This window comes from Saccharibacillus qingshengii (assembly GCF_013185195.1).
In the GTDB taxonomy this organism is placed as follows: Bacteria; Bacillota; Bacilli; order Paenibacillales; family Paenibacillaceae; genus Saccharibacillus; species Saccharibacillus qingshengii.
In genome coordinates this window covers 37,827-58,661 of record NZ_JAAZWC010000029.1, presented here as the reverse complement: position 1 = coordinate 58,661, position 20,835 = coordinate 37,827, and the positions used below count along the sequence as shown (strand labels likewise).

The window sequence follows — 20,835 nt, the reverse complement described above, 5'->3', positions numbered from 1 at the left end:
CTCATTTGGACGAAGCAATCTCTCGATCTTCGCTTTTTAAAGAAAGCACCATGTGCTCGTTAAAACGTGGCGATTCTTGATTGCTCAAGAACCTTTATTCTCACGATGATCTGCATCATCGCGACTCACTTACTGTTCAGTTTTCAAGGAACAAACTCGTTTATTTGGTTTCTTTCGTTCGGCGCTGTGTTTCTCAGCGGCGACTTTTATATCCTATCACAGCGGCAAGTAGTTCGTCAAGCACTTTTTTTGAATTCTTTTTCAGTGCTTATTTGCCGGTTGGCTGTGATGATCTTCTCTCGAAGAGCCGTTTAATAATTTATCACACAGCAACATAGCAAGTCAATACCTTTTCAAAAATGATTTCCGGGTTTTGAATACGCCATAGTCCCTTATACAGCAAAAGCGGTTCGGAACGTTCCGACCGCTTTCCGTTTCTTTAATAAGTGCTTGCAGAAAGGTTATCTTTCTCCGCCGTGTCTTTTATCTCGTGCATATTTGGAAAGCTCTTTGGCAGGGGCTACTCTCGCGTACATCCGAAAAATCGTCTGGTATCGTTTTGAGATCGCCTGACGCATATTTTTATCCAAACGCTTGTCGCCAAGATCGAATAACATCTCGTCCAGCTCCTTGCGCAGTACATAAGCGTATTCTTTGCATTCCATTTCATTGAACATCATGCCAAGCATTTAAGTCCCTCCTTCCGCTTCCGGTCTTTCTCAAAATTGAATTGCTATTTCAACTTTGATTTAACCCAAAACGGAGCAGGGATAACTCTTCGCCCGTTAAAACTTTACAAAACTAGCGAAGGAGGTGATAGGTAAGCGTACTTTCGATAATCGCAGCTGCGAATAAGAGGATAACGATCCAAATAGCGGCGTTCAGCATTTGTCTCATTCCGTGCTCCCAGCGTGCTCCCAGTCGTTCTCTTTTGTCCGCTCCGAGGCTGAACAAGCTTCCCAGTACCAACCCGCCGAATTTGAGTCCGTACGCGCAGGCAATCACGATGGCCGGAAGTTCGATGATCCCGTGAGGAAGCAGTCCCAGGAAGATCAATTCCATCACGTTTTGTCCCTGCTCGTTCGCGAGTCCTACGACAAAACCCAACACCATTCCGTTAAGAAGAAGGAATACAAGCGGGACCAGTCCGAAAAAAGCACCCAGGAGTATGACAAGCAGAGACTTGATCGCATTGTTCAGAAATATAAAAGTAAAGAAGCTCAGCTCTACATGCTCCGAATCTTCGAGAGTTCCTACGACTCCTTTCAGGCCTTCCAACTGGGACATCAGCAGACGCTGCAGTCCGTCCGCATTGAGCGTGCCCAAAGCGATCGCCACAATAAACAAAGCGGACGCTACCAGCATATACCCTTTGTTCTCTGCCAGACCTTTGATAAAACGCCTGAACGACAGAATCTTCATCCGTTCCCTCCTCCTGTGAGGCGACTACCCCTTGCTGCGCGCAGCTGACTTACTGCGACTTGCCGCTTTTTCGGATAACCGCCTGCGCCACTTCGTCGTACATGCCCCCGGCTATCGTTTCTTTTTTATAAACCGAAGGAGAGAAGTCGGGTTCCGAGACATGGTTGTCCGGTACGCCGAGCGGAATCTGGGCCAGCAGTTCGGTATGCAGAGTCTCCGCAAGACGCCCCCCGCCCCCGCGGCCGAATACATAGTCCCGTTCTCCGTTTTTCTCGTAATACGCCATATTTTCCACAACGCCCAAAATCTCATGTCCGGTCTGAAGCGCCATAGCGCCCGCTCTCGCCGCGACAAAGGCCGCTGTACCGTGAGGGGTCGTCACGATGATCTGTTTGCTCTGAGGCAGCATCTGATGGACGTCCAGCGCGATATCCCCCGTACCGGGAGGAAGATCCAGCAGCATGTAATCGATCTCTCCCCACTCGGTTTCTTCAAAGAATTGTCTCAGCATCCGTCCCAGGAGAGGGCCTCGCCATACAACCGGATTGTTTTCGCGGATAAAGAAGCCCATCGAGATCACTTTGACTCCAAAACGTTCGACCGGCCGCAGCAGTCCGTCCACGACTTCCGGCCCTTCTTCGATGCCCATCATATCCGGAACACTGAAGCCGTAAATGTCCGCATCGATCAAACCGACCTTTTTGCCTGCACGCGCGAGCGCCACAGCCAGATTGACGGCGACCGTCGACTTGCCTACTCCACCTTTGCCGCTGGCGATAGAGATGAATACGGTCGGAGAGTCGGGGCTCAGAATCGGCAGATTTTCCAATCCCGCCGCATGGCCTTTGACCAGTACCGGATCGTCGTCTTCTTCCTGCTCGTCCCGATCGATCCGGCTGTCTTCGATGATGGCACGGCTGCGCTCTTTCTCCAACTCCGTCGCTTCCTTGAAGCGGATATGGACTTCTTCCACTTCGAGCGACTGCAGCACGGAACGAATCTGCCTTTCGATCCCCTGACGGTTCTCTTCTTCGCTATCCAGGCATACCACGCTCAGCGATACCCGCCCTTCCCGAATCACGACGTCGCGAATCAATCGCAGGTCGGATAATCGTACACGGTAAACCGGATCCATGACCGCTTCAAGCGCTTCCACAACTTCTTCTCTTGTTACCATCCTGTTCATCCTCTCTTTTACCCGTAAAGGAAATCTGTTCTTATTATACATGAAACGAAAACACCGGACCGCTTCCCCGCAAGGAAAACGATCCGGTGTTCAAAATGGGTGCTGCCTACTTCACTGCCCGTTCCCGCATGCCTTCAATCAGCACCTCCGCCACTTCGGGACGGGTGAACTCCGGCGGCGGGCATTCCCCGTTACGCAGCAGGGCGCGCACTTTGGTCCCCGACAGGGTCAGATGCTTTTCCTTCCCATGCGGGCAGGTCTTGCTTGTCGCCATATTCCCGCAGTGCGTGCAGAAGAAGCTGTGTTCGAAAAAGAGCGGCGTGATCTCCAGTTCCTCGGGTTCGAAGTTCGAGAAGATCTCCTGTGCCTCATAGGTGCCGTAGTAATCGCCGACTCCCGCATGGTCGCGTCCGACGATAAAGTGGGTGCAGCCATAGTTTTTACGGACAATCGCATGGAAAATGGCTTCCCGGGGTCCCGCATATCGCATGGCCGCGGGGAAGACGCCCAGAAACGTCCGCGCAGACGGATAATAGTTCTCCAGCAGAACCAGATAACTGCGCATCCGGATATCGGCGGGCACGTCGTCCGATTTGGTCTCGCCCACGAGCGGATTCAGGAACAGCGCATCTACCGTCTCAAGCGCCGACTTCTGGATATACTCGTGCGCGCGGTGTACCGGATTGCGGGTCTGGAAGCCTACAACCGACTTCCAGCCTTTTTCCGCAAACAGACGCCGCGTCTCCGAAGGGTCAAAGTAAAACTCGTTAAACCGTTCCGGCTGCGGACGATTGAGCACACGTACCGATCCGCCGATCCGCTCTACCGGACGCTCAAAAAGCTTTTTCACGCCAGGATGCTCGGGATCGTCCGTCTTGAACACATTGACCGCTTCCTGCTTGCGATCGATCGTGTAGACGCTCTCCACGTCCAGGATGGCGTACACGATACCGTCATTCTCCCCAATCAGTGCCACACGTTCTCCCTGAAGCGCGGCGTCCGCCCCTTCGAGCGGCAGCGTGATCGGAATACTCCATACCGTGCCATCCGCCAATCTCATCCGCTGGACCACACTTTGGTAATCTTCTTCATTCAGGAATCCGGTCAATGGGGAGAATGCGCCTACCGCGATCAGATCGAGGTCGGACAGCACCCATGTGTTGATCGGGATTTGACGCAGGCTTTTCGCTTCTTCCAAAAGAGTATCGCGTTCCGCACCTTCGGCGAGACGGTTGATCAACGTGCCGCCGTGCGGCTTGATGGCAGTCATAATGGGGAGTCGCTCCTTTATCGGATGGTAGAGTACGGAATTCGGTCTTATGCCTTACTTATGCAGTCCGCATTCCGTCTTGTCATTGCCGGCCCAACGTCCCGCGCGCGGATCTTCGCCAGGCATAACCTGGCGGGTGCACTGCTCGCAGCCGATGCTCGGGAAATTGCGGTCGTGCAGCGGGTTATAGATCACATCGTTGTCACGGATATATTTCCAGACGTCTTCACTGGTCCAGTCCGCAAGCGGATTGAATTTCATCAGACCAAACTTGTAGTCGTACTCGACCTTTTTGGAGTTGGCACGGGTTGGAGCCTGATCGCGGCGGATTCCGGTAATCCAAGCCTCGTAGCGTGACAGATTGCGGGTCAGCGGTTCCACCTTGCGGATATTGCAGCAGAGGTTCGGATCGGACGTCCACAGCTCGGGAGCATGCTTCACAGCTTGTTCCCCAGGCGTCAGCAGCGGAGAGACCCGGACAAACTCCAGACCGTAGCGGTCTGCCATGCGGTCTCTCGTCTCGTAGGTTTCTTGGAAATGAAAGTCCGTATCGAGATAGAAAATATCCGTAGAAGGACTGACATGCTGCAGCATATCGACAATTACTACATCTTCCGCCCCAAAGCTGCAGGCAAACGTCAAACTTGTATACTGCTGCGCGGCGAAACGGATTACTTCTTCCGCGCTCAGCTGTTCCAGCTCTTCGGCTTTTACACGTGCGAATTCTTCTTTTTCCAATAAGTTCATCTTAAAAACCCTCCATCTCTGAATGGCAAATTGAATAAGGATTGAAGCGCCCGTGCGGCAGCAGATAAGAAGAAGGAAGCCGGACAGGACGTACATCTACGGGCAAATCAGTACGTTAACGGGTAAAACCAACTATTCTAATCTGAATTATTTATAAGTATAAAACTTTACGCGGCAACAATCAATTCTTTATTTCAAAATGACAAAAACTTTTGGGCCCCTATCAAATAAATGCAGCCATAGTACAATGAACACAGAGAAATCAGAGAGATGGAACTCATGTCAATTCTTACTAAAAAACTTGCCTTCAAGTTGGCGTTGGTCATTCTTCTTGTACTGGCGGTGCTGTTCTCGGTATTCGTCTACATGCAAAATGAAAACGTCAAAAAAGCGAGCGAGTACACGATCAGCAGCTTTAACCTGAAAATGGCCGAAGCGTTTGTTACCCAGTTTGACGTAAAGGAATACGAAGACTATTTATCCGACACCCAGGAGAACGAACAGTATTGGCAGCTGCGTGAAAAACTGGACCGGTATCGAACGGAAATCGGAGCTATGTATGTGTATACGGTCCGTATCGATTCCAGCAAACAGCCTATTCTGATTATCGACGGACAGCCTGCGGATTCGCAGACCGCTTCGCCGATCGGGGAAGTCACGGATATTCCCGATGAAGCGATCGAAGAGCTGCTCAAAGGCAATGCGGCCAAAACCGGCATACTCGTTCATCCCGACTACGGGAGCTACATCTCTTCCTATGTCCCTCTGCGCAATGCCGGCGGCACCGTGATCGGTATTTTGGGAATCGACACCGACGTGGCCGTAGCCAATCAAATCTCCAAGCAGTTTATCGACAGCAGCTTTTTGTTCTATCTGCTGATGGGGGCTCTAACGTTGATTGTTTTTGCTGTCATTGCTTGGTTCCTTTACCGGGCGCTGCGGCCTTTGAGCTTCATCGTGCAGGGAGCGCAGGCGATAGCCGCCGGAGAAATCGGACGAGCCAATCAGGTATTAAGCGCTGTAGGCAAACCTTCCAAAGACGAAATCGGTCAAACCTATGAAGCCATGGTCAAAATGAGTGCTCGGCTCGGAGTAACCCTTGGCTATGTGATGCGCGATATGCAGCATACGACACAGACCCTGGTTCAATCTTCGCAGCGTTTTACTTCGGAGGCGAATCTGCTGCTGCATATGAACCATCAGCTGAATGAATCCGCCGGCACTTTGGCTCTGGAAGCCCGAAGTCAATACGCAGGTGCCGAAGAGTCTGCTCGCTCAATGCAGGAAATTACTTCCGCTATCGAACGCGTTACGCATTCCTCAGCCAACGTGTCCTCCGTTTCTACGGAAGTGCTGGAAGCTGCTGTGCAGGGCAAAACTTCGATGGACAGCCTGCAGCGGCAAATTACAGAAATGTCGAAGCTCGTCGCACATACGACAGCTTCCGTCGAAACGCTTCATGATTACATGAAAGAGATCGAACCTGTACTGCAGGCTATCACAAGCATCGCCGACCAAACTAACCTCCTGGCCCTGAATGCTTCGATCGAAGCCGCCAGAGCCGGAGAAGAAGGCGCCGGGTTCGCCATAGTGGCCGGAGAGATTCGCAAGCTTGCCGGGTTGTCTTCGACCTCCGCTTCCCATGTTGCCGGGCTGCTGACCAAGATCGGTCGGGAAACTTCGACGATCGGAGAACGGATGAATGAAGAAAGTGCCGAGATAAGAAAAAGCAGCGAGCTTTCGACTCGAGTCGGCCAGTTGTTCGAACATAACGTTGTCCGGTTTAACGAAATCGCTCTTCACATGGAGGAACTTTCGGCTTCTGCCGAAGAAATTCTTGCCGGTTCCGAAGAAGTCTCTTCTTCCATTCAGGAGATTTCCCGAACTTCCAAAGCGGCTTCCGATTACAGCGACTCTCTGCAGCAGTTGGCGGTCCAGCAGTTGGAAGCTTCCAAAGCAATCTCGGACACTACCAAACATCTCGAACAAAGCAGCTCCAGTCTTGAAAAAACGATTGCCAAATTCGAATTGTAAGTCCCAGGAAAACAAAAAAAACAGCCTGCCTCCGATATCGGAAGCAGGCTGTTTGGGTAATAAGAGAAATCTCTTAACGTTTCGAGAACTGTGGAGCGCGACGTGCGGCTTTGAGGCCGTACTTTTTGCGTTCCTTCATACGTGGGTCACGAGTCAGGAAGCCCGCTTTTTTCAGCGAACCGCGCAGCTCAGGATCTGCTTTGAGCAGAGCGCGCGAGATACCGTGACGGATTGCGCCGGCTTGGCCCGAAGTGCCGCCGCCGTGTGCGAGTACGATTACATCGTACTTGCCAATCGTTTCAGTCAGGTTCAGCGGTTGGTTGACGATCAGTTTGAGCGTCTCCAGACCGAAGTATTCGTCGATTTCACGTTTGTTGATGACGATGCGTCCTTCACCCGGTACGAGACGAACACGTGCTACCGAATGTTTACGACGACCAGTCCCATAGTATTGTACAGTTGCCATGAAAGGGTCCTCCTTTTATTTAGCCGCGAAGTTCGTAAACTTCCGGTTTTTGGGCTGCATGTGGATGCTCTGCTCCGGCATACGCTTTGAGTCTGAGTTTCATTCTGTCGCCCATACGAGTCTTAGGAAGCATGCCGGCTACGGCGAGTTCCAGGATCCGTTCAGGTTTGTTTTTGATCATTTCGCCCGCGCTTGTTACTTTCAGACCGCCCGGGTGCATCGAGTGACGATAGTACTTCTTGTCCTGCAGTTTGTTGCCTGTCAGGTGAATCTTCTCTACGTTGATTACAACAACGAAATCGCCGCCGTCAACGTGTGGAGTGAATTGGACTTTGTGCTTGCCGCGGATGAGGGCAGCTGCTTCGCTAGCCAGACGGCCCAGCGTTTTGCCTTCGGCGTCGATGATATGCCAGTTGCGCTCAACTTCGCTCGGCTTAGCCATGTAGGTAGTACGCATGAATAAGTTCCTCCTTCTAATCTTTGCAATAAATTCATTTTCGGTGTCAAAACGTTCCATGCCGCCGGGCTAAGATCCGGGGCTGCCGGAACGATGTATATTTGCGATCATGGATAGTAAAAGTTAAAATCGGTTGATTCTACGCGTTTTTCTTGATTGGGGGCCGTGGGAAGCCTTCAAGAAAACACAACTTTTATTCTACATGATCCTTACTCAAACTGCAATAGATTTTGAAACGATTCTCAAAAGAACTTTCGGTTACTCGGGCAGCAGATCGCCATAATCGACATTCCACAGCGCGAGGCCTTTCCCCACCGCGGTCGGTCCTGCCGCTGCACGGTCGCAAGCCAGCAAAATGTTCTTCATCTCATCGGGTTTACGCTTGCCTTCTCCCACTTGAAGCAGCGTTCCCGTAATAATGCGGACCATATGCTGCAAAAACCCGGTACCGGTCAGGAAAATGTGAATGAAGCCCTGATCGACCGTTCCCGGCCGGCAGGTACTGGCATCCACCTCGATATGCGCTTCGAGCAGCGTCCGTACGTGATCCGCTTTCTGGGATTGCGTGGAGGCGAACGACGTGAAGTCGTACGTGCCTACCAGATGCTGCAGCGCTTCTTCCATCGCCCCGATATCGAGCCGGGGAGCCGGATGATGAAACTGCATATGCCGCTGGAATACGTCCGGATGGCGGTTGGCGTTAATCGTATAGCGATACGTTTTGCGCTTGGCCGCATGACGGGAATTGAATTCCGGCGAAACTTCCCAGGAGCGGGTCACGACGATATCCTGCGGCAGTCGGGCATTAAGCGCGAGCGGCCAGCGATCCGCGGGGATCTGCGAAGTCGTATGAAAGTTGAATACTTGGGCATAGGCATGCACACCGGCGTCCGTACGGCCCGAAGCAATGATCTTGGGCTTGTCACCCGTCAGAGACAAGATAGATGCTTCCAGCTCGTCCTGAACGGTGCTGCCGATCGGCTGCGTCTGAAATCCATTGTAATTCGTGCCGTCGTAGGCGACGGTCATGCACAAATTGCGCAAGGAATCGCCTCCATATCTCTTCGAAGTTCAAAAAAAAAGAAACGGCTCTGCCGCCTTGGACAGGCGGCATACGTTTCTCGGAATCCCGCAGGCAGGGTTACCCCTGCCATAAACGGTTTAACCGGCGGCTAACTAGGCGCGGTCAACCAGTTCCAGGTAAACCATAGGCGCTGCGTCTCCGCGGCGTGGTCCCAGTTTAAGGATACGTGTGTATCCGCCCGGACGGTCCGCGTAGCGCGGTGCCAGATCTGCGAACAGTTTTTGGATTGCATCCTGTTCACCGTCGATCGTTTCGCGACGAACATATGCAGCCACTTGACGGCGTGCATGCAGGTCTCCGCGTTTGGAAAGGGTGATCAGTTTCTCGGCAACGGAGCGAGCTTCTTTTGCTTTCGCTTCCGTTGTTTCGATGCGCTCGTACAGGAACAGGTCGGTTACCAGGTCGCGAAGCAGTGCTTTACGAGCGCTGGAGTTACGTCCCAACTTTTGGTATGCCATTGTTTTCCCTCCTTCTACATCATGCTCTTCGTTCTTAGTCTTCTTGACGAAGACCGAGGCCCAGCTCTTCGAGCTTCTCTTGAACTTCTTCCAAAGACTTGCGGCCCAGGTTGCGGACTTTCATCATGTCTTCTTCCGATTTCGTAGTCAGCTCTTGTACCGTATTGATACCGGCACGTTTCAGACAGTTGTAAGAGCGTACGGAAAGATCGAGTTCTTCGATCGTCATTTCCAATACTTTCTCTTTCTTGTCTTCTTCTTTTTCGACCATAATCTCCGCGTCGCGGGCTTCGTCGGTCAGACCTACGAAGAGCAGCACGTGCTCGGTCAAAATTTTGGCGCCAAGGCTTACTGCTTCTTCTGGACGAATGCTGCCATCGGTCCAGACTTCCAAAGTGAGCTTGTCGTAGTTTGTGACTTGTCCGACCCGCGTATTTTCAACCGCGTAGTTCACGCGGGAAATCGGGGTGTAGATCGAATCGATCGGAATAACACCAATCGGCTGATCGTCACGTTTGTTTTTGACGGATTGAACATATCCGCGGCCACGGCCTGCGAAGATGCGCACATGCAATCTCGATCCCGGTGCCAGAGTGGCGATATGAAGATCCGGATTCAGGATCTCCACATCACTATCGGCGCGGATGTCTCCAGCCGTTACCAGGCCTTCGCCTTCCGCGTCGATTTCCAGTACCTTTTCTTCATCGGAATGAATCTTCAGCGACAAAGCTTTCAGATTCAGAATGATTTCCGTTACGTCTTCCGTAACGCCGGGGATCGTCGAGAACTCGTGCAAAACGCCGTCGATTTGAACCGAATTGACCGCTGCGCCGGGAAGCGACGACAGCAGGATGCGACGAAGCGAGTTTCCAAGCGTCGTACCGTATCCACGTTCCAGAGGCTCAACGACAAACTTACCGTACGTGCCTCCGTCGTTGATCTCGACGGTCTCGATTTTCGGCTTTTCGATTTCTATCACTACAATACCCCTCCTTCAAAACGTCGCTTCCGTGAAACAAAGCATACTGAATGCACAATGCTTATGATTACTATACGCGGCGACGCTTAGGAGGACGGCATCCGTTGTGAGGAACCGGTGTTACGTCCTTGATCAGGTTGATTTCCAGACCCGTAGCTTGCAGGGAGCGGATAGCCGCTTCCCGGCCTGCGCCAGGACCTTTAACCATAACTTCAACGGTTTTCAGGCCGTGCTCCATTGCAGCTTTAGCAGCTGATTCGGCAGCAAGCTGAGCGGCGAATGGAGTCGATTTACGGGAACCTCTGAAACCGAGACCGCCCGAGCTTGCCCAGGAGATCGCGTTTCCGTGCGGATCCGTAATCGTGACGATCGTATTGTTAAACGTGGAACGAATGTGTGCCACGCCGGATTCGATATTTTTACGGTCGCGACGTTTCGTACGTACGACTTTTTTCGGTTTAGCCATTGTCAGTTATCCCCCTTTCTTACTTCTTCTTGTTCGCTACAGTACGACGAGGACCTTTACGAGTACGAGCATTCGTCTTCGTACGTTGTCCACGAACGGGCAACCCACGACGATGACGGATACCGCGGTAAGAACCGATCTCGATCAAACGTTTGATGTTCAGAGAAACTTCACGGCGAAGATCGCCCTCTACTTTTACATCAGCGTCAATCGCTTCACGCAGCTTGCCTACCTCATCCTCAGTCAGATCGCGAACACGAGTCTCGGAGCTGATTCCTGTTTGGCTCAGGAGTTTTTGGGAAGTCGTTCTACCGATTCCGAAGATATAAGTCAAGGCGATCTCAACGCGTTTGTCACGTGGTAAATCCACACCAGAAATACGAGCCATTACGCTACACCCCCTTCTAATTTATCCTTGTTTTTGTTTGTGTTTCGGATTTTCGCAGATTACCATGACAGTTCCTTTGCGACGAATGACTTTGCATTTTTCGCACATTGGTTTGACCGACGGTCTAACCTTCATGATTATTACCTCCTCAAAAGCATTCGGTTTGATCGTGCCGGAACGTGCCGGCCAGACCGGAAGCGTTCCCTGCACCAGAACGTTGTATATCCAAAAAGCGACGTATCCTTATTTGCGGTAAGTGATACGGCCGCGAGTCAGATCGTAAGGCGATAACTGTACGACCACTTTATCTCCCGTCAGAATACGGATAAAGTGCATGCGCAGCTTACCGGAAACGTGAGCGAGAATTTGATGACCGTTCTCGAGTTCCACCTTGAACATCGCATTCGGCAGTGGTTCGATAACCACGCCTTCGATTTCAATGACATCTTCCTTGGCCATAATCATTCTCCTTTCTGCTTAACATTGTGTGCGTCGGATTCCAGAAATACGTTCACTGCATGACGCAGCTTCGCATTCGTAACCCTGCCGCTCTCCTGCAAACTGTTTACGACTTCGCTGCTGATCGTGGCCTGGGGCTCGAGATGAAGCCGGTTTTTTTTCTTCGGGCGGTCAAACTTGCGTTTGTGTCCGTCCGCAATCCAAATCCCTTGTTCTTCGTCCAGCCTTACAACCACCGCCGCCTGCCCCGCATCGCGGCCTTTCCGGATCTTCACGAGTTGACCGATCTGCAGGGGATGTTCCTTTTTCAAGTTTATCACCTACGCGCTCAATTTTGTGAAAATTTCCAATCCGTTTGAGGTGACCGCCACCGTATGCTCGAAATGAGCACACAGCGAGCCGTCGACCGTCACGACTGTCCATTGATCCTCGAGCGTCCGAACTTGTCTTCCGCCGAGGTTGACCATCGGTTCGATAGCCAGCACCATACCGGGTTTCAGTTGGGGACCGCGACCTTCGATACCGTAGTTCGGTATATTCGGTTCTTCATGCAGGTTCCGGCCGATGCCGTGACCCGAGAATTCCCGAACAACCGACATTCCGGATGCTTCGATGTATCGCTGAATCGCATGCGAAATGGTAAACAGACGCACATCCGGCTTAATAAGTGCCAGTCCTGCGTACAGGGAGCCTTCCGTAACGTCCAGCAGCCGCTGGGCTTGATCGGAAATTCGCCCTACCGGGTAGGTCCAGGCGGAATCGCCGTGATAACCGCGGTACTGCGCGCCGATATCGAGAGTGACGATATCGCCTTCCCGAAGCTTGCGCTCGCTGGGGAATCCGTGAACCAGCTGGTCGTTGACCGACGCACATATGCTGGCCGGAAAACCATTATAGCCTTTGAAAGACGGCACCGCATCCTGGCTGCGGATGGTTGCGTCGGCCAGCGCATCAAGTTCGGACGTCGTAACGCCCGGCTTGATCGCTTTTGCCAACACACGGTGAGTCTCAGCCACAATCCGTCCCGCTTCTCTCATAAAGCCGAGCTCCGTTTCGGACTTGCAAATGATCATTACAGTTAACCTCGCAGTACGGATAGGATACCTTCCGATACCGTACCGATCTCCTGGTCTCCGTCGATCTGCCGCAGCAAGCCTTTGTTTGCATAGTAATCGATCAGAGGCGCCGTTTTGCTTGCATATTCCTCAAGCCGCGTGCGTACGCTCTCTTCATTGTCATCCGGACGCTGGTAAAGTTCACCGCCGTCTTTGTCACACACGCCTTCCTGCTTTGGCGGGTTGAAGATCACATGATAAGTCGTCCCGCAAGTTCTGCAGATCCGACGACCCGTAATCCGGACAAGAAGCTTCTCCGGATCGACATTCAGGTTGATAACATGATCAAGCTTACGGCCAGACTCGAGCAAAAGTGTATCCAAAGCTTCGGCCTGCAGCAGAGTTCTCGGAAATCCGTCGAGCAAGAAACCTTTTTCGCAATCCGGCTGGCTTAGCCGTTCGCGGACGATACCGTTCGTTACGTCATCCGGTACGAGCAGTCCCTGGTCGATGTATTCTTTGGCTTTGACACCAATCGGAGTTCCTTCTTTGATCGCCAGACGAAATGCATCGCCTGTTGAAATGTGTGGAAGCCCAAATGCATCGACAATGACCTGCGCCTGTGTTCCTTTACCTGCCCCGGGAGGCCCCATGAATAGAATGTTCACGTCATGTCCACTCCTTACGTCTTACCCATGCCTAACCGCACAAAAGGCGCCGGGCGAGCGCATGGAGTCGGACCCGTCCGGAACCTGAGCTATTTATTGATAAAACCTTTATAATGCCGTTTAATCAGCTGACTTTCAATCGTCTTCATCGTATCCAGCGCAACCCCGACGACGATCAGCAGCGAAGTGCCGCCGATTTGAACCGATTGGGGAAGACCAGAGAGCGAACCGAACGCGATCGGCAGCAAAGAAATGACTGTGAGGAATACTGCGCCGGTAACGGTGAGACGCGACATCACGCGAGTGATGTACTTCTCGGTCGCTTTACCCGGACGAACTCCAGGGATATATCCGCCGTTTTTCTTCATGTTCTCCGCCATCTGCTGCGGATTGATCTGCACGAAGGTGTAGAAGAACGTGAAGCCGATGATCATGACCGCATAGAGGACCATGCCAAGCGGCTGACTGTAATTCAGGTTGGCTTGCACCCACTCTGCCCAGGCATAGCCTGCCCAGAAGTTTGCAAGGATAACCGGGAACTGCAGCAGGGATACGGCGAAGATGACCGGAATGACACCCGCAGCGTTAACTTTCAACGGAATGTGAGTGTTTTGACCGCCATACATTTTATTGCCGACTACCCGCTTCGCATATTGGACCGGAACTTTCCGGATCCCCTGCTGAATAAAGATAACACCGACAATGATCAGGATCAAGACGAGAGCGATAATCACGGTTTTCATTACGTTAAGGAACGTTTGACCGTCCACGATGAAATCGGATTGAGCTGTTGTCGAGATGTAACCTGGAATGTTTGCGACGATCCCGGCAAAAATGAGAATCGAAATCCCGTTGCCGATGCCCTTTTCTGTGATCTGTTCACCCATCCACATCAGGAGGGATGTACCCGCAGTCAGGACAACCGCAATCAGAATATAATCGACGGTCGTAGCATTCGGAATCATTTCCGCATTATAAATACGGTTGAAGCCGATTGCTGTGGCGAACGCCTGAACCAAACCCAGAACTATGGTGCCGTATCGAGTGATCTGCGCCAGCTTTTTCTTCCCGTGTTCACCTTGTTTGGACCACTCGGTGAATTTCGGAATGACATCCATCGACAGCAGCTGTACGATGATCGATGCCGTAACGTACGGGTAGATGCTGAGCGCAAAGATCGAGAACTGCATGAGCGCCCCTCCGGAGAAGGTGTTAAGCAGTCCCATCAACTGGCTGCCGGCTTCGTTAGCCGACTGAAGCACGTCCGTGTTTACTCCCGGAACCGGGATGAACGTACCGATACGGTAGATCACCAGAACCATCAGCGTAAACAGGATCCGTTTACGGAGGTCGTCGACCCGCCATATATTCTTCAGGGTGTTGAACATTAGATCACCTCGGTTTTACCGCCGGCAGCCTCGATTTTCTCCACCGCAGATTGAGAGAACTTGTTTGCTTTGACAGTCAACTTCACCGTCACATCGCCATTGCCGAGGATCTTGATACCGCTCTTCGTATCTTTAACGATACCTTGTTCCTTCAGCAGCTCAGGAGTGACTTCGGTATTTTCTGCAAAGTTGTTCAGTTCTTCGATGTTCACGATGGCATATTCTTTACGGGTCGGATTAACAAATCCGCGTTTCGGCAAACGACGATACAGTGGGTTCTGACCGCCTTCGAAACCTGGACGAACACCGCCGCCGGAACGGGAGTTTTGGCCTTTGTGACCGCGTCCGGCTGTTTTACCCGTACCGCTACTCGTACCGCGACCGATGCGTTTCCGCTCTTTTGTGGAACCTGGAGCAGGAGAAAGCTCATGTAACTTCATCGTTCGTTGCACCTCCTTGATTCATTCTATTGATTCGCTCCTTGCGGAGCGATGGAATTAAGCTTCGATTTCTTTTACGGAAACCAAGTGCTTGACTTGGTTAACCATACCACGCATCGCAGCGTTGTCGTTTTGAACGACTACTTGATGCATTTTACGCAGTCCCAGCGTGTTAACGGTCGCGCGTTGGTTTTTCGGACGTCCGATCAGGCTGCGTACGAGGGTAATTTCCAATTTAGCCATTGTTGTTCCCTCCTTAGCCTCTCAGTTCTTCGACGGATTTTCCGCGAAGCTTTGCCACATCTTCGGCACGCTTCAAACGGGACAATCCTTCCAAAGTCGCGTTGACCATGTTCATGGAGTTCGAAGAACCCAGGGATTTTGTCAAGATGTCGCCTACGCCTGCCAGTTCCAGTACAGCACGTACAGGACCGCCAGCGATGACGCCGGTACCTTCGGATGCTGGTTTCAGCAGTACGCTGCCCGCTCCGAATTTACCTGTGACCAGGTGAGTAATTGTTGTTCCGACGAGAGGAACGTGGATCAGGTTTTTCTTGGCATCTTCGATACCTTTACGGATCGCATCCGGAACTTCTCCGGCTTTGCCAATTCCTGCTCCAACGTTGCCTTGGCCGTCGCCTACGACAACCAGTGCACTAAAGCTGAAACGGCGACCGCCCTTTACAACTTTAGCAACGCGGTTGATGTGTACAACGCGTTCCGTCAGTTCTCCTACAGTGCTCATATCTACACGCAAGTGGTTAACCTCCTTTTTTCGTTTTAGAATTCCAGTCCGGCTTCGCGGGCTGCGTCGGCCAGTGCTTGAATCCGTCCATGGTAGAGGTATCCTCCGCGGTCGAAGACGACAACGGCATGACCTTTTTCCTTGGCACGGTTTGCAACCAGTGTGCCAACCTTAGCAGCAGCTTCAACGTTGCCGCCGTTTGTGATTTCGCTCTTCAGCTCTTTGTCCATAGTCGATGCGGAAACGATGGTTACACCGTTCACGTCGTCGATCAGTTGGGCATAGATGTGTTTTTCCGAACGGTATACGTTCAGACGAGGGCGCTCAACCGTACCTTGAATTTTCTTGCGTACACGCAAGTGTCTTTTCAAGCGAGCTTTATTTTTATCACCTTTGGTAATCATGAGTACTTTCACTCCTTCCCGATCTGCTTATTTAAGCAGCTTCACATGAACAAGCTAAGGGTATTTCGAAAGGCGTCGGCTTATTTCTTCTTGCCGGCTTTACCTTCTTTACGGATGATGCGTTCGCCTTCGTACTTGATACCTTTGCCTTTATACGGCTCAGGCTCACGTACTTTACGGATTTGAGCAGCATAAGCGCCTACGCGCTCTTTGTCAATTCCGCGAACGATGATTTTCGTGTTCGAAGGAACTTCAAACTCGATTCCCGATTCCGGTGTGATTTCAACCGGGTGGGAGTAGCCTACGTTCAGGACGATCTTCTCTCCGGACTTGCTGGCACGGTATCCGACCCCGACCAGTTCAAGCGACTTGGAGAATCCTTCCGTTACACCACTTACCATGTTGCTGACAACGCTGCGGGTCGTTCCGTGAAGGGAACGGTGCTCTTTGTTGTCGGAAGGACGTTCTACCGTAATTGTGTTAGCTTCCACCGTTACTTTCATATCTCTATGAAGTTCACGAGTGAGAGTACCTTTAGGACCTTTGACCGTAATCGCCGTGTTGTTCAGCGTTACTTCAACGCCGCCCGGTACTTCGATTGGTTTGCGACCAATACGCGACATATGTGTTGCACCTCCTTGTGTTCTGACGTAATTACCAAACGTAGCAGATTACTTCGCCGCCAGCTTTCGCTTGACGAGCTTCTTTGTCGGTCATAACTCCCTTAGACGTGGAGATAATCGCGATACCCAGGCCGCCCAGTACGCGAGGAACTTCGTTGCTCTTCGTGTACACGCGCAGACCAGGCTTACTGATTCTTTTCAGACCAGTAATGACGCGTTCGTTGTTTTGACCGTATTTCAGGAAAATACGAATCATGCCTTGTTTGTTATCCTGTACGAATTCCGCGTCGCGGATAAAACCTTCGCGTTTGAGGATCTCGGCAATTTGCTTTTTCATCGCGGAAGCCGGCATTTCGACTTTCTCGTGACGTACCACGTTCGCGTTGCGAATGCGTGTCAGCATATCTGCAATCGGATCGGACATAGTCATAATATGTGAACCTCCTTCCTTGTTATGCGGTAATTACCAGCTTGCTTTTTTAACGCCAGGAATCTGGCCTTTATGAGCCAATTCGCGGAAGCAAATACGGCAGATCTTGAACTTTTGTAACACCGAGTGTGGACGACCGCAACGTTCGCAGCGCGTGTAAGCACGCACTTTGAATTTAGGTGTACGTTGCTGTTTAACTTTCATCGAAGTTTTTGCCACTTTAGCCTGACACCTCCTGGATAGTTTCGGAAGAACAGGGTCATGGATCATGGCCCTAGATACTGGCCGATATTATTTTGCGAAAGGCATTCCGAGACCTGCGAGCAGCTCGCGGCCTTCTTCGTCCGTTTTCGCCGTAGTTACGATGACGATATCCATACCGCGGACTTTGTCCACTTGATCGTATTGGATTTCAGGGAAAATCAACTGTTCTTTCAGACCTAGTGTGTAGTTACCGCGGCCGTCGAAGGCTTTGTTGGATACACCTTGGAAGTCACGTACGCGTGGAAGCGCAACGTTGAACAATTTGTCGAGGAACTGGTACATGCGCTCGCCGCGCAGTGTAACTTTTGTTCCGATCGGCATATCTTCACGCAGTTTGAAACCTGCGATCGATTTTTTGGCACGAGTGATTACAGGCTTTTGACCTGCGATCTGCTCAAGCTCAGCTACGGCAGTGTCAAGGATCTTGGAGTTGGATACGGCCTCGCCGACACCCATGTTGATCACAACTTTCTCCAGCTTAGGAACCTGCATTACCGTTGTGTAGTTGAACTTCTGCATAAGAGCAGGAGTGCTTTCGTTCAAATAACGTTCTTTCAGTCTTGTTACCATGAAAGATGAACCTCCTTTCCATAAAAATGATATTATTCGATGATTTCTCCGGACCGTTTCGCAACGCGCACTTTTTTACCGTTATCCAGTGTCTTGTAACCTACGCGGGTTACTTTGCCACCGTCTTTAGGATCAACGTGCATCACGTTCGATACGTGGATCGAAGCTTCTTGTTCCACGATTCCGCCTTGTGGGTTCGTTTGGCTTGGCTTCTGGTGTTTCTTCACCATATTCACGCCTTCGACCAACACGCGGTTTTCACGAGGATAAGCGGCGATTACACGCGCTTTTTTGCCTTTGTCTTTACCGCTGATCACGATAACGACATCGTCTTTTTTTACGTGAAGTTTGTTGTTGTGGGATTCCAGAACTTTTTTCACTCTTGCCATCAGGTACACCTCCTATGACTTACCGACCGGCAGGCCGCTAAGAAAATCGTGCATTATATTAGATAACTTCCGGGGCCAAGGAAACGATTTTCATGAAGTCCTTGTCACGAAGTTCACGGGCTACTGGTCCGAAGATACGCGTGCCGCGCGGGCCGCGATCGTCTTTTACCACAACTGCTGCGTTTTCGTCGAATGCGATGTACGATCCGTCTTTACGACGTACCGAACGCTTCGTGCGAACAACTACCGCTTTAACTACGTCGCCTTTTTTGACAACGCCTCCTGGTGTTGCTTGTTTTACCGAGCAAACGATCAGGTCGCCGATGTTAGCCGTACGACGTCCCGTACCGCCGAGGACGCGGATACACATCAGTTCCTTCGCGCCGGAGTTATCGGCTACAGCCAAACGTGTAAATGGTTGAATCATTTATATTTCCTCCTTTCGGACGAGCTTATCGTTCATTAGATGATGATTGCTTTTTCAGTGATTGCAGCCAGTCTCCAGCGCTTGTCTTTCGACAACGGACGCGTTTCAACGATTCTTACCGTATCGCCGATTTTAGCTTCGTTGTTCTCATCATGCGCTTTGAACTTCTTAGTCGATTTGATACGTTTATGATAGAGTTCGTGTTTTTTGTAAGTTTCTACAACAACTACGATCGTCTTGTCCATTTTGTCGCTTACGACTTTACCCACCAACACTTTACGCGAGTTGCGTTGTTCGGTCATGGTTAGCCTCCTTCCTGAATAACGGGTCTATACCCGGAGGGTTAAAAAGAATTACGAAGTGATCCCGAGTTCTCTTTGACGCAGAACCGTTTTGGCACGAGCGATTTCCTTGCGGACAACGCTGATGCGAGTCGGGTTATCGAGCTGACCGGTAGCGAGCTGAAAGCGCAGATTAAAGAGTTCTTCTTTAAATCCGGAGACCTTCTGTTCGATTTCGGCAGTAGTCAGGTCACGCAGTTCCTTAGCCTTCATTTGCTTCACCACCCACTTCTTCACGTTTCACAAACTTGGTTTTGACAGGCAGTTTGTGAGAAGCAAGACGCATCGCTTCACGAGCGATTTCTTCGGATACGCCAGCAAGTTCGAACATGATCTTGCCCGGTTTTACAACCGCTACCCATTTCTCAACGTTACCTTTACCGCTACCCATCCGAACCTCGAGAGGCTTTTGAGTAATCGGCTTGTCAGGGAAAATCTTGATCCAGACTTTACCGCCCCGTTTGATGTAACGAGTCATGGCAATACGAGCAGCTTCGATCTGACGGTTCGTGATCCAAGAAGGTTCAGTCGCCTGCAGGCCGAAATCGCCGAAGTTCAATTCAGTACCGCCTTTAGCACGCCCGGCCAGACTGCCGCGTTGCTGTTTACGGTGTTTTACACGTTTAGGTACCAACATGATTAGTTGCCTCCTTCCTGAGCAGCTTGTTTCTTAGCTGGCGGAAGAATCTCTCCACGATAGATCCATACTTTAACGCCGATACGACCATAAGTCGTGTGCGCTTCAGCTGTACCGTAGTCGATGTCGGCACGCAGGGTATGAAGTGGAACAGTTCCTTCGCTGTAGCCTTCCGAACGAGCGATTTCAGCGCCGCCGAGACGTCCGCTAACCGCAGTTTTGATTCCTTTAGCGCCCGAACGCATTGTACGTTGCATCGATTGTTTCAAAGCACGGCGGAACGATACGCGACGTTCCAGCTGTTGTGCGATGCTTTCTGCAACCAGAATAGCGTCGAGTTCTTGGTTCTTGATTTCCGCAATGTTGATGTGTACTTTTTTGCCGTTCGAGATCTTAGTGATCTCTCCGCGCAGTACTTCAACTTCTGCGCCGCCACGTCCGATTACCATACCCGGTTTAGCAGTGTGGATCGTCACGTTTACGCGGTTAGCCGCTCTTTCGATCTCGATCTTGGAGACAGCGGATTCTTTAAGTTTAGCTTTCAGGTATTCGCGAATTCTCACGTCTTCCATCAGCAGTGTGCCGAAGTCTTTACCGGCGTACCATTTGGATTCCCAGTCACGGATGATCCCTACGCGGAGTCCGACCGGATTTACTTTTTGTCCCACAGTTGTCCCTCCTTACTTTTCGGATACAGCCAAAGTGATATGGCTGGTGCGTTTATTGATCCGGCTTGCGCGTCCCATTGCCCGAGGGCGGAAACGTTTCAGAGTCGGTCCTTGGTTGACGTAAACTTGCGAGATAACCAATTTGCTGACGTCCAGCGAATGATTATGTTCTGCGTTGGCGATCGCCGAGTTCAGCAGCTTCTCCATGAGCGGGGATGCCGCTTTCGGAGTGTGGCGCAGAATTGCGATAGCTTCACCCACGTGTTTGCCGCGAATCAGGTCAGCGACCAGTTGCGCTTTACGTGGAGAAATGCGGGAATATTTCAAATGCGCTTGTGCTTCCATGCTATCATAACCTCCCTTCGGACTT

General features: G+C 51.3%; 34 protein-coding genes. 1 reads left to right on the top strand and 33 read right to left on the bottom strand.

The genetic code is table 11. The annotated features are described in order from the left end of the window. Window positions 1–461: 461 nt before the first annotated feature. The 5 genes from HRQ60_RS19750 to HRQ60_RS19730 form a co-directional block, all read right to left on the bottom strand. Complete coding sequence (locus HRQ60_RS19750; protein WP_172199182.1) at window positions 462–689, bottom strand: hypothetical protein; 228 nt, start codon at window positions 687–689, stop codon at window positions 462–464. A gap of 112 nt (window positions 690–801) precedes the next feature. Then, window positions 802–1,422 (bottom strand): stage II sporulation protein M, encoded by a 621-nt coding sequence (locus HRQ60_RS19745; RefSeq protein WP_172199180.1) that lies wholly within the window; start codon window positions 1,420–1,422, stop codon window positions 802–804. A 49-nt stretch (window positions 1,423–1,471) separates the two neighbouring features. Next, window positions 1,472–2,599: an Mrp/NBP35 family ATP-binding protein gene (locus tag HRQ60_RS19740; protein ID WP_172199178.1), complete on the bottom strand. Its 1,128-nt coding sequence runs from the start codon at window positions 2,597–2,599 to the stop codon at window positions 1,472–1,474. Window positions 2,600–2,714: 115 nt separating this feature from the next. Further along, window positions 2,715–3,878 carry a sulfate adenylyltransferase gene (gene sat / locus HRQ60_RS19735; RefSeq protein ID WP_172199176.1) on the bottom strand — a complete coding sequence of 388 codons (1,164 nt, stop codon included), beginning with the start codon at window positions 3,876–3,878 and terminating at the stop codon, window positions 2,715–2,717. A gap of 54 nt (window positions 3,879–3,932) precedes the next feature. After that, entirely contained in the window at window positions 3,933–4,625 is a 693-nt protein-coding gene (locus HRQ60_RS19730; protein ID WP_172199174.1) for a phosphoadenylyl-sulfate reductase, read from the bottom strand. Between the two features lie 279 nt (window positions 4,626–4,904). Here HRQ60_RS19730 and HRQ60_RS19725 point away from each other — a divergent pair, with 279 nt between their 5' ends. Beyond that, window positions 4,905–6,659, top strand: coding sequence for a methyl-accepting chemotaxis protein (locus HRQ60_RS19725; RefSeq protein ID WP_172199172.1), 1,755 nt, complete (start codon window positions 4,905–4,907; stop codon window positions 6,657–6,659). A gap of 73 nt (window positions 6,660–6,732) precedes the next feature. On the opposite strand, the gene rpsI is transcribed toward HRQ60_RS19725, so the two are convergent. The 28 genes from rpsI to rplV form a co-directional block, all read right to left on the bottom strand. Continuing rightward, entirely contained in the window at window positions 6,733–7,125 is a 393-nt protein-coding gene (rpsI, locus tag HRQ60_RS19720) for a 30S ribosomal protein S9 (RefSeq protein ID WP_018978338.1), read from the bottom strand. A gap of 19 nt (window positions 7,126–7,144) precedes the next feature. Continuing rightward, window positions 7,145–7,582 (bottom strand): 50S ribosomal protein L13, encoded by a 438-nt coding sequence (gene rplM, locus HRQ60_RS19715; RefSeq protein ID WP_172199169.1) that lies wholly within the window; start codon window positions 7,580–7,582, stop codon window positions 7,145–7,147. A 258-nt stretch (window positions 7,583–7,840) separates the two neighbouring features. Beyond that, window positions 7,841–8,626 carry a tRNA pseudouridine(38-40) synthase TruA gene (truA, locus tag HRQ60_RS19710; RefSeq protein WP_172199166.1) on the bottom strand — a complete coding sequence of 262 codons (786 nt, stop codon included), beginning with the start codon at window positions 8,624–8,626 and terminating at the stop codon, window positions 7,841–7,843. A 132-nt stretch (window positions 8,627–8,758) separates the two neighbouring features. Further along, entirely contained in the window at window positions 8,759–9,124 is a 366-nt protein-coding gene (rplQ, locus tag HRQ60_RS19705) for a 50S ribosomal protein L17 (RefSeq protein ID WP_018978341.1), read from the bottom strand. A gap of 34 nt (window positions 9,125–9,158) precedes the next feature. After that, entirely contained in the window at window positions 9,159–10,103 is a 945-nt protein-coding gene (locus HRQ60_RS19700; RefSeq protein ID WP_172199163.1) for a DNA-directed RNA polymerase subunit alpha, read from the bottom strand. Window positions 10,104–10,173: 70 nt separating this feature from the next. Further along, window positions 10,174–10,569, bottom strand: coding sequence for a 30S ribosomal protein S11 (rpsK, locus tag HRQ60_RS19695; protein WP_172199160.1), 396 nt, complete (start codon window positions 10,567–10,569; stop codon window positions 10,174–10,176). A 19-nt stretch (window positions 10,570–10,588) separates the two neighbouring features. Further along, the gene (gene rpsM / locus HRQ60_RS19690) at window positions 10,589–10,957 is read right to left on the bottom strand and encodes a 30S ribosomal protein S13 (protein ID WP_172199157.1); all 369 of its coding nucleotides are present in this window, start codon (window positions 10,955–10,957) and stop codon (window positions 10,589–10,591) included. A 21-nt stretch (window positions 10,958–10,978) separates the two neighbouring features. Further along, window positions 10,979–11,092, bottom strand: coding sequence for a 50S ribosomal protein L36 (gene rpmJ, locus HRQ60_RS19685; protein ID WP_026688601.1), 114 nt, complete (start codon window positions 11,090–11,092; stop codon window positions 10,979–10,981). 108 nt (window positions 11,093–11,200) lie between these two features. Beyond that, window positions 11,201–11,416, bottom strand: coding sequence for a translation initiation factor IF-1 (infA, locus tag HRQ60_RS19680; RefSeq protein WP_018978345.1), 216 nt, complete (start codon window positions 11,414–11,416; stop codon window positions 11,201–11,203). Between the two features lie 2 nt (window positions 11,417–11,418). Beyond that, window positions 11,419–11,727, bottom strand: a complete 309-nt coding sequence (locus tag HRQ60_RS19675; RefSeq protein WP_172199154.1) for a KOW domain-containing RNA-binding protein — start codon at window positions 11,725–11,727, stop codon at window positions 11,419–11,421. Window positions 11,728–11,736: 9 nt separating this feature from the next. After that, complete coding sequence (gene map, locus HRQ60_RS19670; RefSeq protein WP_172199151.1) at window positions 11,737–12,489, bottom strand: type I methionyl aminopeptidase; 753 nt, start codon at window positions 12,487–12,489, stop codon at window positions 11,737–11,739. Between the two features lie 5 nt (window positions 12,490–12,494). Next, window positions 12,495–13,139, bottom strand: coding sequence for an adenylate kinase (locus HRQ60_RS19665; protein WP_141447275.1), 645 nt, complete (start codon window positions 13,137–13,139; stop codon window positions 12,495–12,497). Window positions 13,140–13,228: 89 nt separating this feature from the next. After that, entirely contained in the window at window positions 13,229–14,527 is a 1,299-nt protein-coding gene (gene secY / locus HRQ60_RS19660; RefSeq protein ID WP_172199148.1) for a preprotein translocase subunit SecY, read from the bottom strand. Continuing rightward, window positions 14,527–14,967, bottom strand: coding sequence for a 50S ribosomal protein L15 (gene rplO / locus HRQ60_RS19655; RefSeq protein ID WP_037291547.1), 441 nt, complete (start codon window positions 14,965–14,967; stop codon window positions 14,527–14,529). Before rplO ends, secY begins: the two co-directional genes overlap by 1 nt. A gap of 57 nt (window positions 14,968–15,024) precedes the next feature. After that, window positions 15,025–15,210 (bottom strand): 50S ribosomal protein L30, encoded by a 186-nt coding sequence (gene rpmD / locus HRQ60_RS19650; RefSeq protein WP_172199145.1) that lies wholly within the window; start codon window positions 15,208–15,210, stop codon window positions 15,025–15,027. Window positions 15,211–15,223: 13 nt separating this feature from the next. Further along, window positions 15,224–15,724, bottom strand: coding sequence for a 30S ribosomal protein S5 (gene rpsE, locus HRQ60_RS19645; RefSeq protein WP_037291553.1), 501 nt, complete (start codon window positions 15,722–15,724; stop codon window positions 15,224–15,226). Between the two features lie 23 nt (window positions 15,725–15,747). Further along, window positions 15,748–16,116 (bottom strand): 50S ribosomal protein L18, encoded by a 369-nt coding sequence (gene rplR, locus HRQ60_RS19640; RefSeq protein ID WP_141447278.1) that lies wholly within the window; start codon window positions 16,114–16,116, stop codon window positions 15,748–15,750. An 80-nt stretch (window positions 16,117–16,196) separates the two neighbouring features. Next, window positions 16,197–16,739 (bottom strand): 50S ribosomal protein L6, encoded by a 543-nt coding sequence (rplF, locus tag HRQ60_RS19635; RefSeq protein WP_141447279.1) that lies wholly within the window; start codon window positions 16,737–16,739, stop codon window positions 16,197–16,199. A 31-nt stretch (window positions 16,740–16,770) separates the two neighbouring features. After that, window positions 16,771–17,169 (bottom strand): 30S ribosomal protein S8, encoded by a 399-nt coding sequence (rpsH, locus tag HRQ60_RS19630; protein WP_141447280.1) that lies wholly within the window; start codon window positions 17,167–17,169, stop codon window positions 16,771–16,773. A gap of 33 nt (window positions 17,170–17,202) precedes the next feature. Beyond that, window positions 17,203–17,388 (bottom strand): type Z 30S ribosomal protein S14, encoded by a 186-nt coding sequence (locus HRQ60_RS19625; RefSeq protein ID WP_037291562.1) that lies wholly within the window; start codon window positions 17,386–17,388, stop codon window positions 17,203–17,205. Window positions 17,389–17,460: 72 nt separating this feature from the next. Beyond that, the gene (rplE, locus tag HRQ60_RS19620; RefSeq protein WP_172199142.1) at window positions 17,461–18,003 is read right to left on the bottom strand and encodes a 50S ribosomal protein L5; all 543 of its coding nucleotides are present in this window, start codon (window positions 18,001–18,003) and stop codon (window positions 17,461–17,463) included. Window positions 18,004–18,035: 32 nt separating this feature from the next. Then, window positions 18,036–18,392 carry a 50S ribosomal protein L24 gene (rplX, locus tag HRQ60_RS19615; protein ID WP_172199139.1) on the bottom strand — a complete coding sequence of 119 codons (357 nt, stop codon included), beginning with the start codon at window positions 18,390–18,392 and terminating at the stop codon, window positions 18,036–18,038. Window positions 18,393–18,450: 58 nt separating this feature from the next. Further along, on the bottom strand, window positions 18,451–18,819 hold the full coding sequence (gene rplN / locus HRQ60_RS19610; protein WP_018978358.1) for a 50S ribosomal protein L14: 369 nt from the start codon (window positions 18,817–18,819) through the stop codon (window positions 18,451–18,453). A 35-nt stretch (window positions 18,820–18,854) separates the two neighbouring features. After that, window positions 18,855–19,121, bottom strand: coding sequence for a 30S ribosomal protein S17 (rpsQ, locus tag HRQ60_RS19605; RefSeq protein ID WP_172199136.1), 267 nt, complete (start codon window positions 19,119–19,121; stop codon window positions 18,855–18,857). A gap of 51 nt (window positions 19,122–19,172) precedes the next feature. Further along, complete coding sequence (rpmC, locus tag HRQ60_RS19600; protein ID WP_018978360.1) at window positions 19,173–19,373, bottom strand: 50S ribosomal protein L29; 201 nt, start codon at window positions 19,371–19,373, stop codon at window positions 19,173–19,175. Next, complete coding sequence (gene rplP / locus HRQ60_RS19595; RefSeq protein WP_172199133.1) at window positions 19,363–19,797, bottom strand: 50S ribosomal protein L16; 435 nt, start codon at window positions 19,795–19,797, stop codon at window positions 19,363–19,365. Before rplP ends, rpmC begins: the two co-directional genes overlap by 11 nt. Before the next feature lie 2 nt (window positions 19,798–19,799). Beyond that, on the bottom strand, window positions 19,800–20,465 hold the full coding sequence (gene rpsC / locus HRQ60_RS19590; protein WP_141447285.1) for a 30S ribosomal protein S3: 666 nt from the start codon (window positions 20,463–20,465) through the stop codon (window positions 19,800–19,802). 12 nt (window positions 20,466–20,477) lie between these two features. After that, on the bottom strand, window positions 20,478–20,810 hold the full coding sequence (gene rplV, locus HRQ60_RS19585; protein ID WP_141447286.1) for a 50S ribosomal protein L22: 333 nt from the start codon (window positions 20,808–20,810) through the stop codon (window positions 20,478–20,480). Window positions 20,811–20,835: the final 25 nt, after the last annotated feature.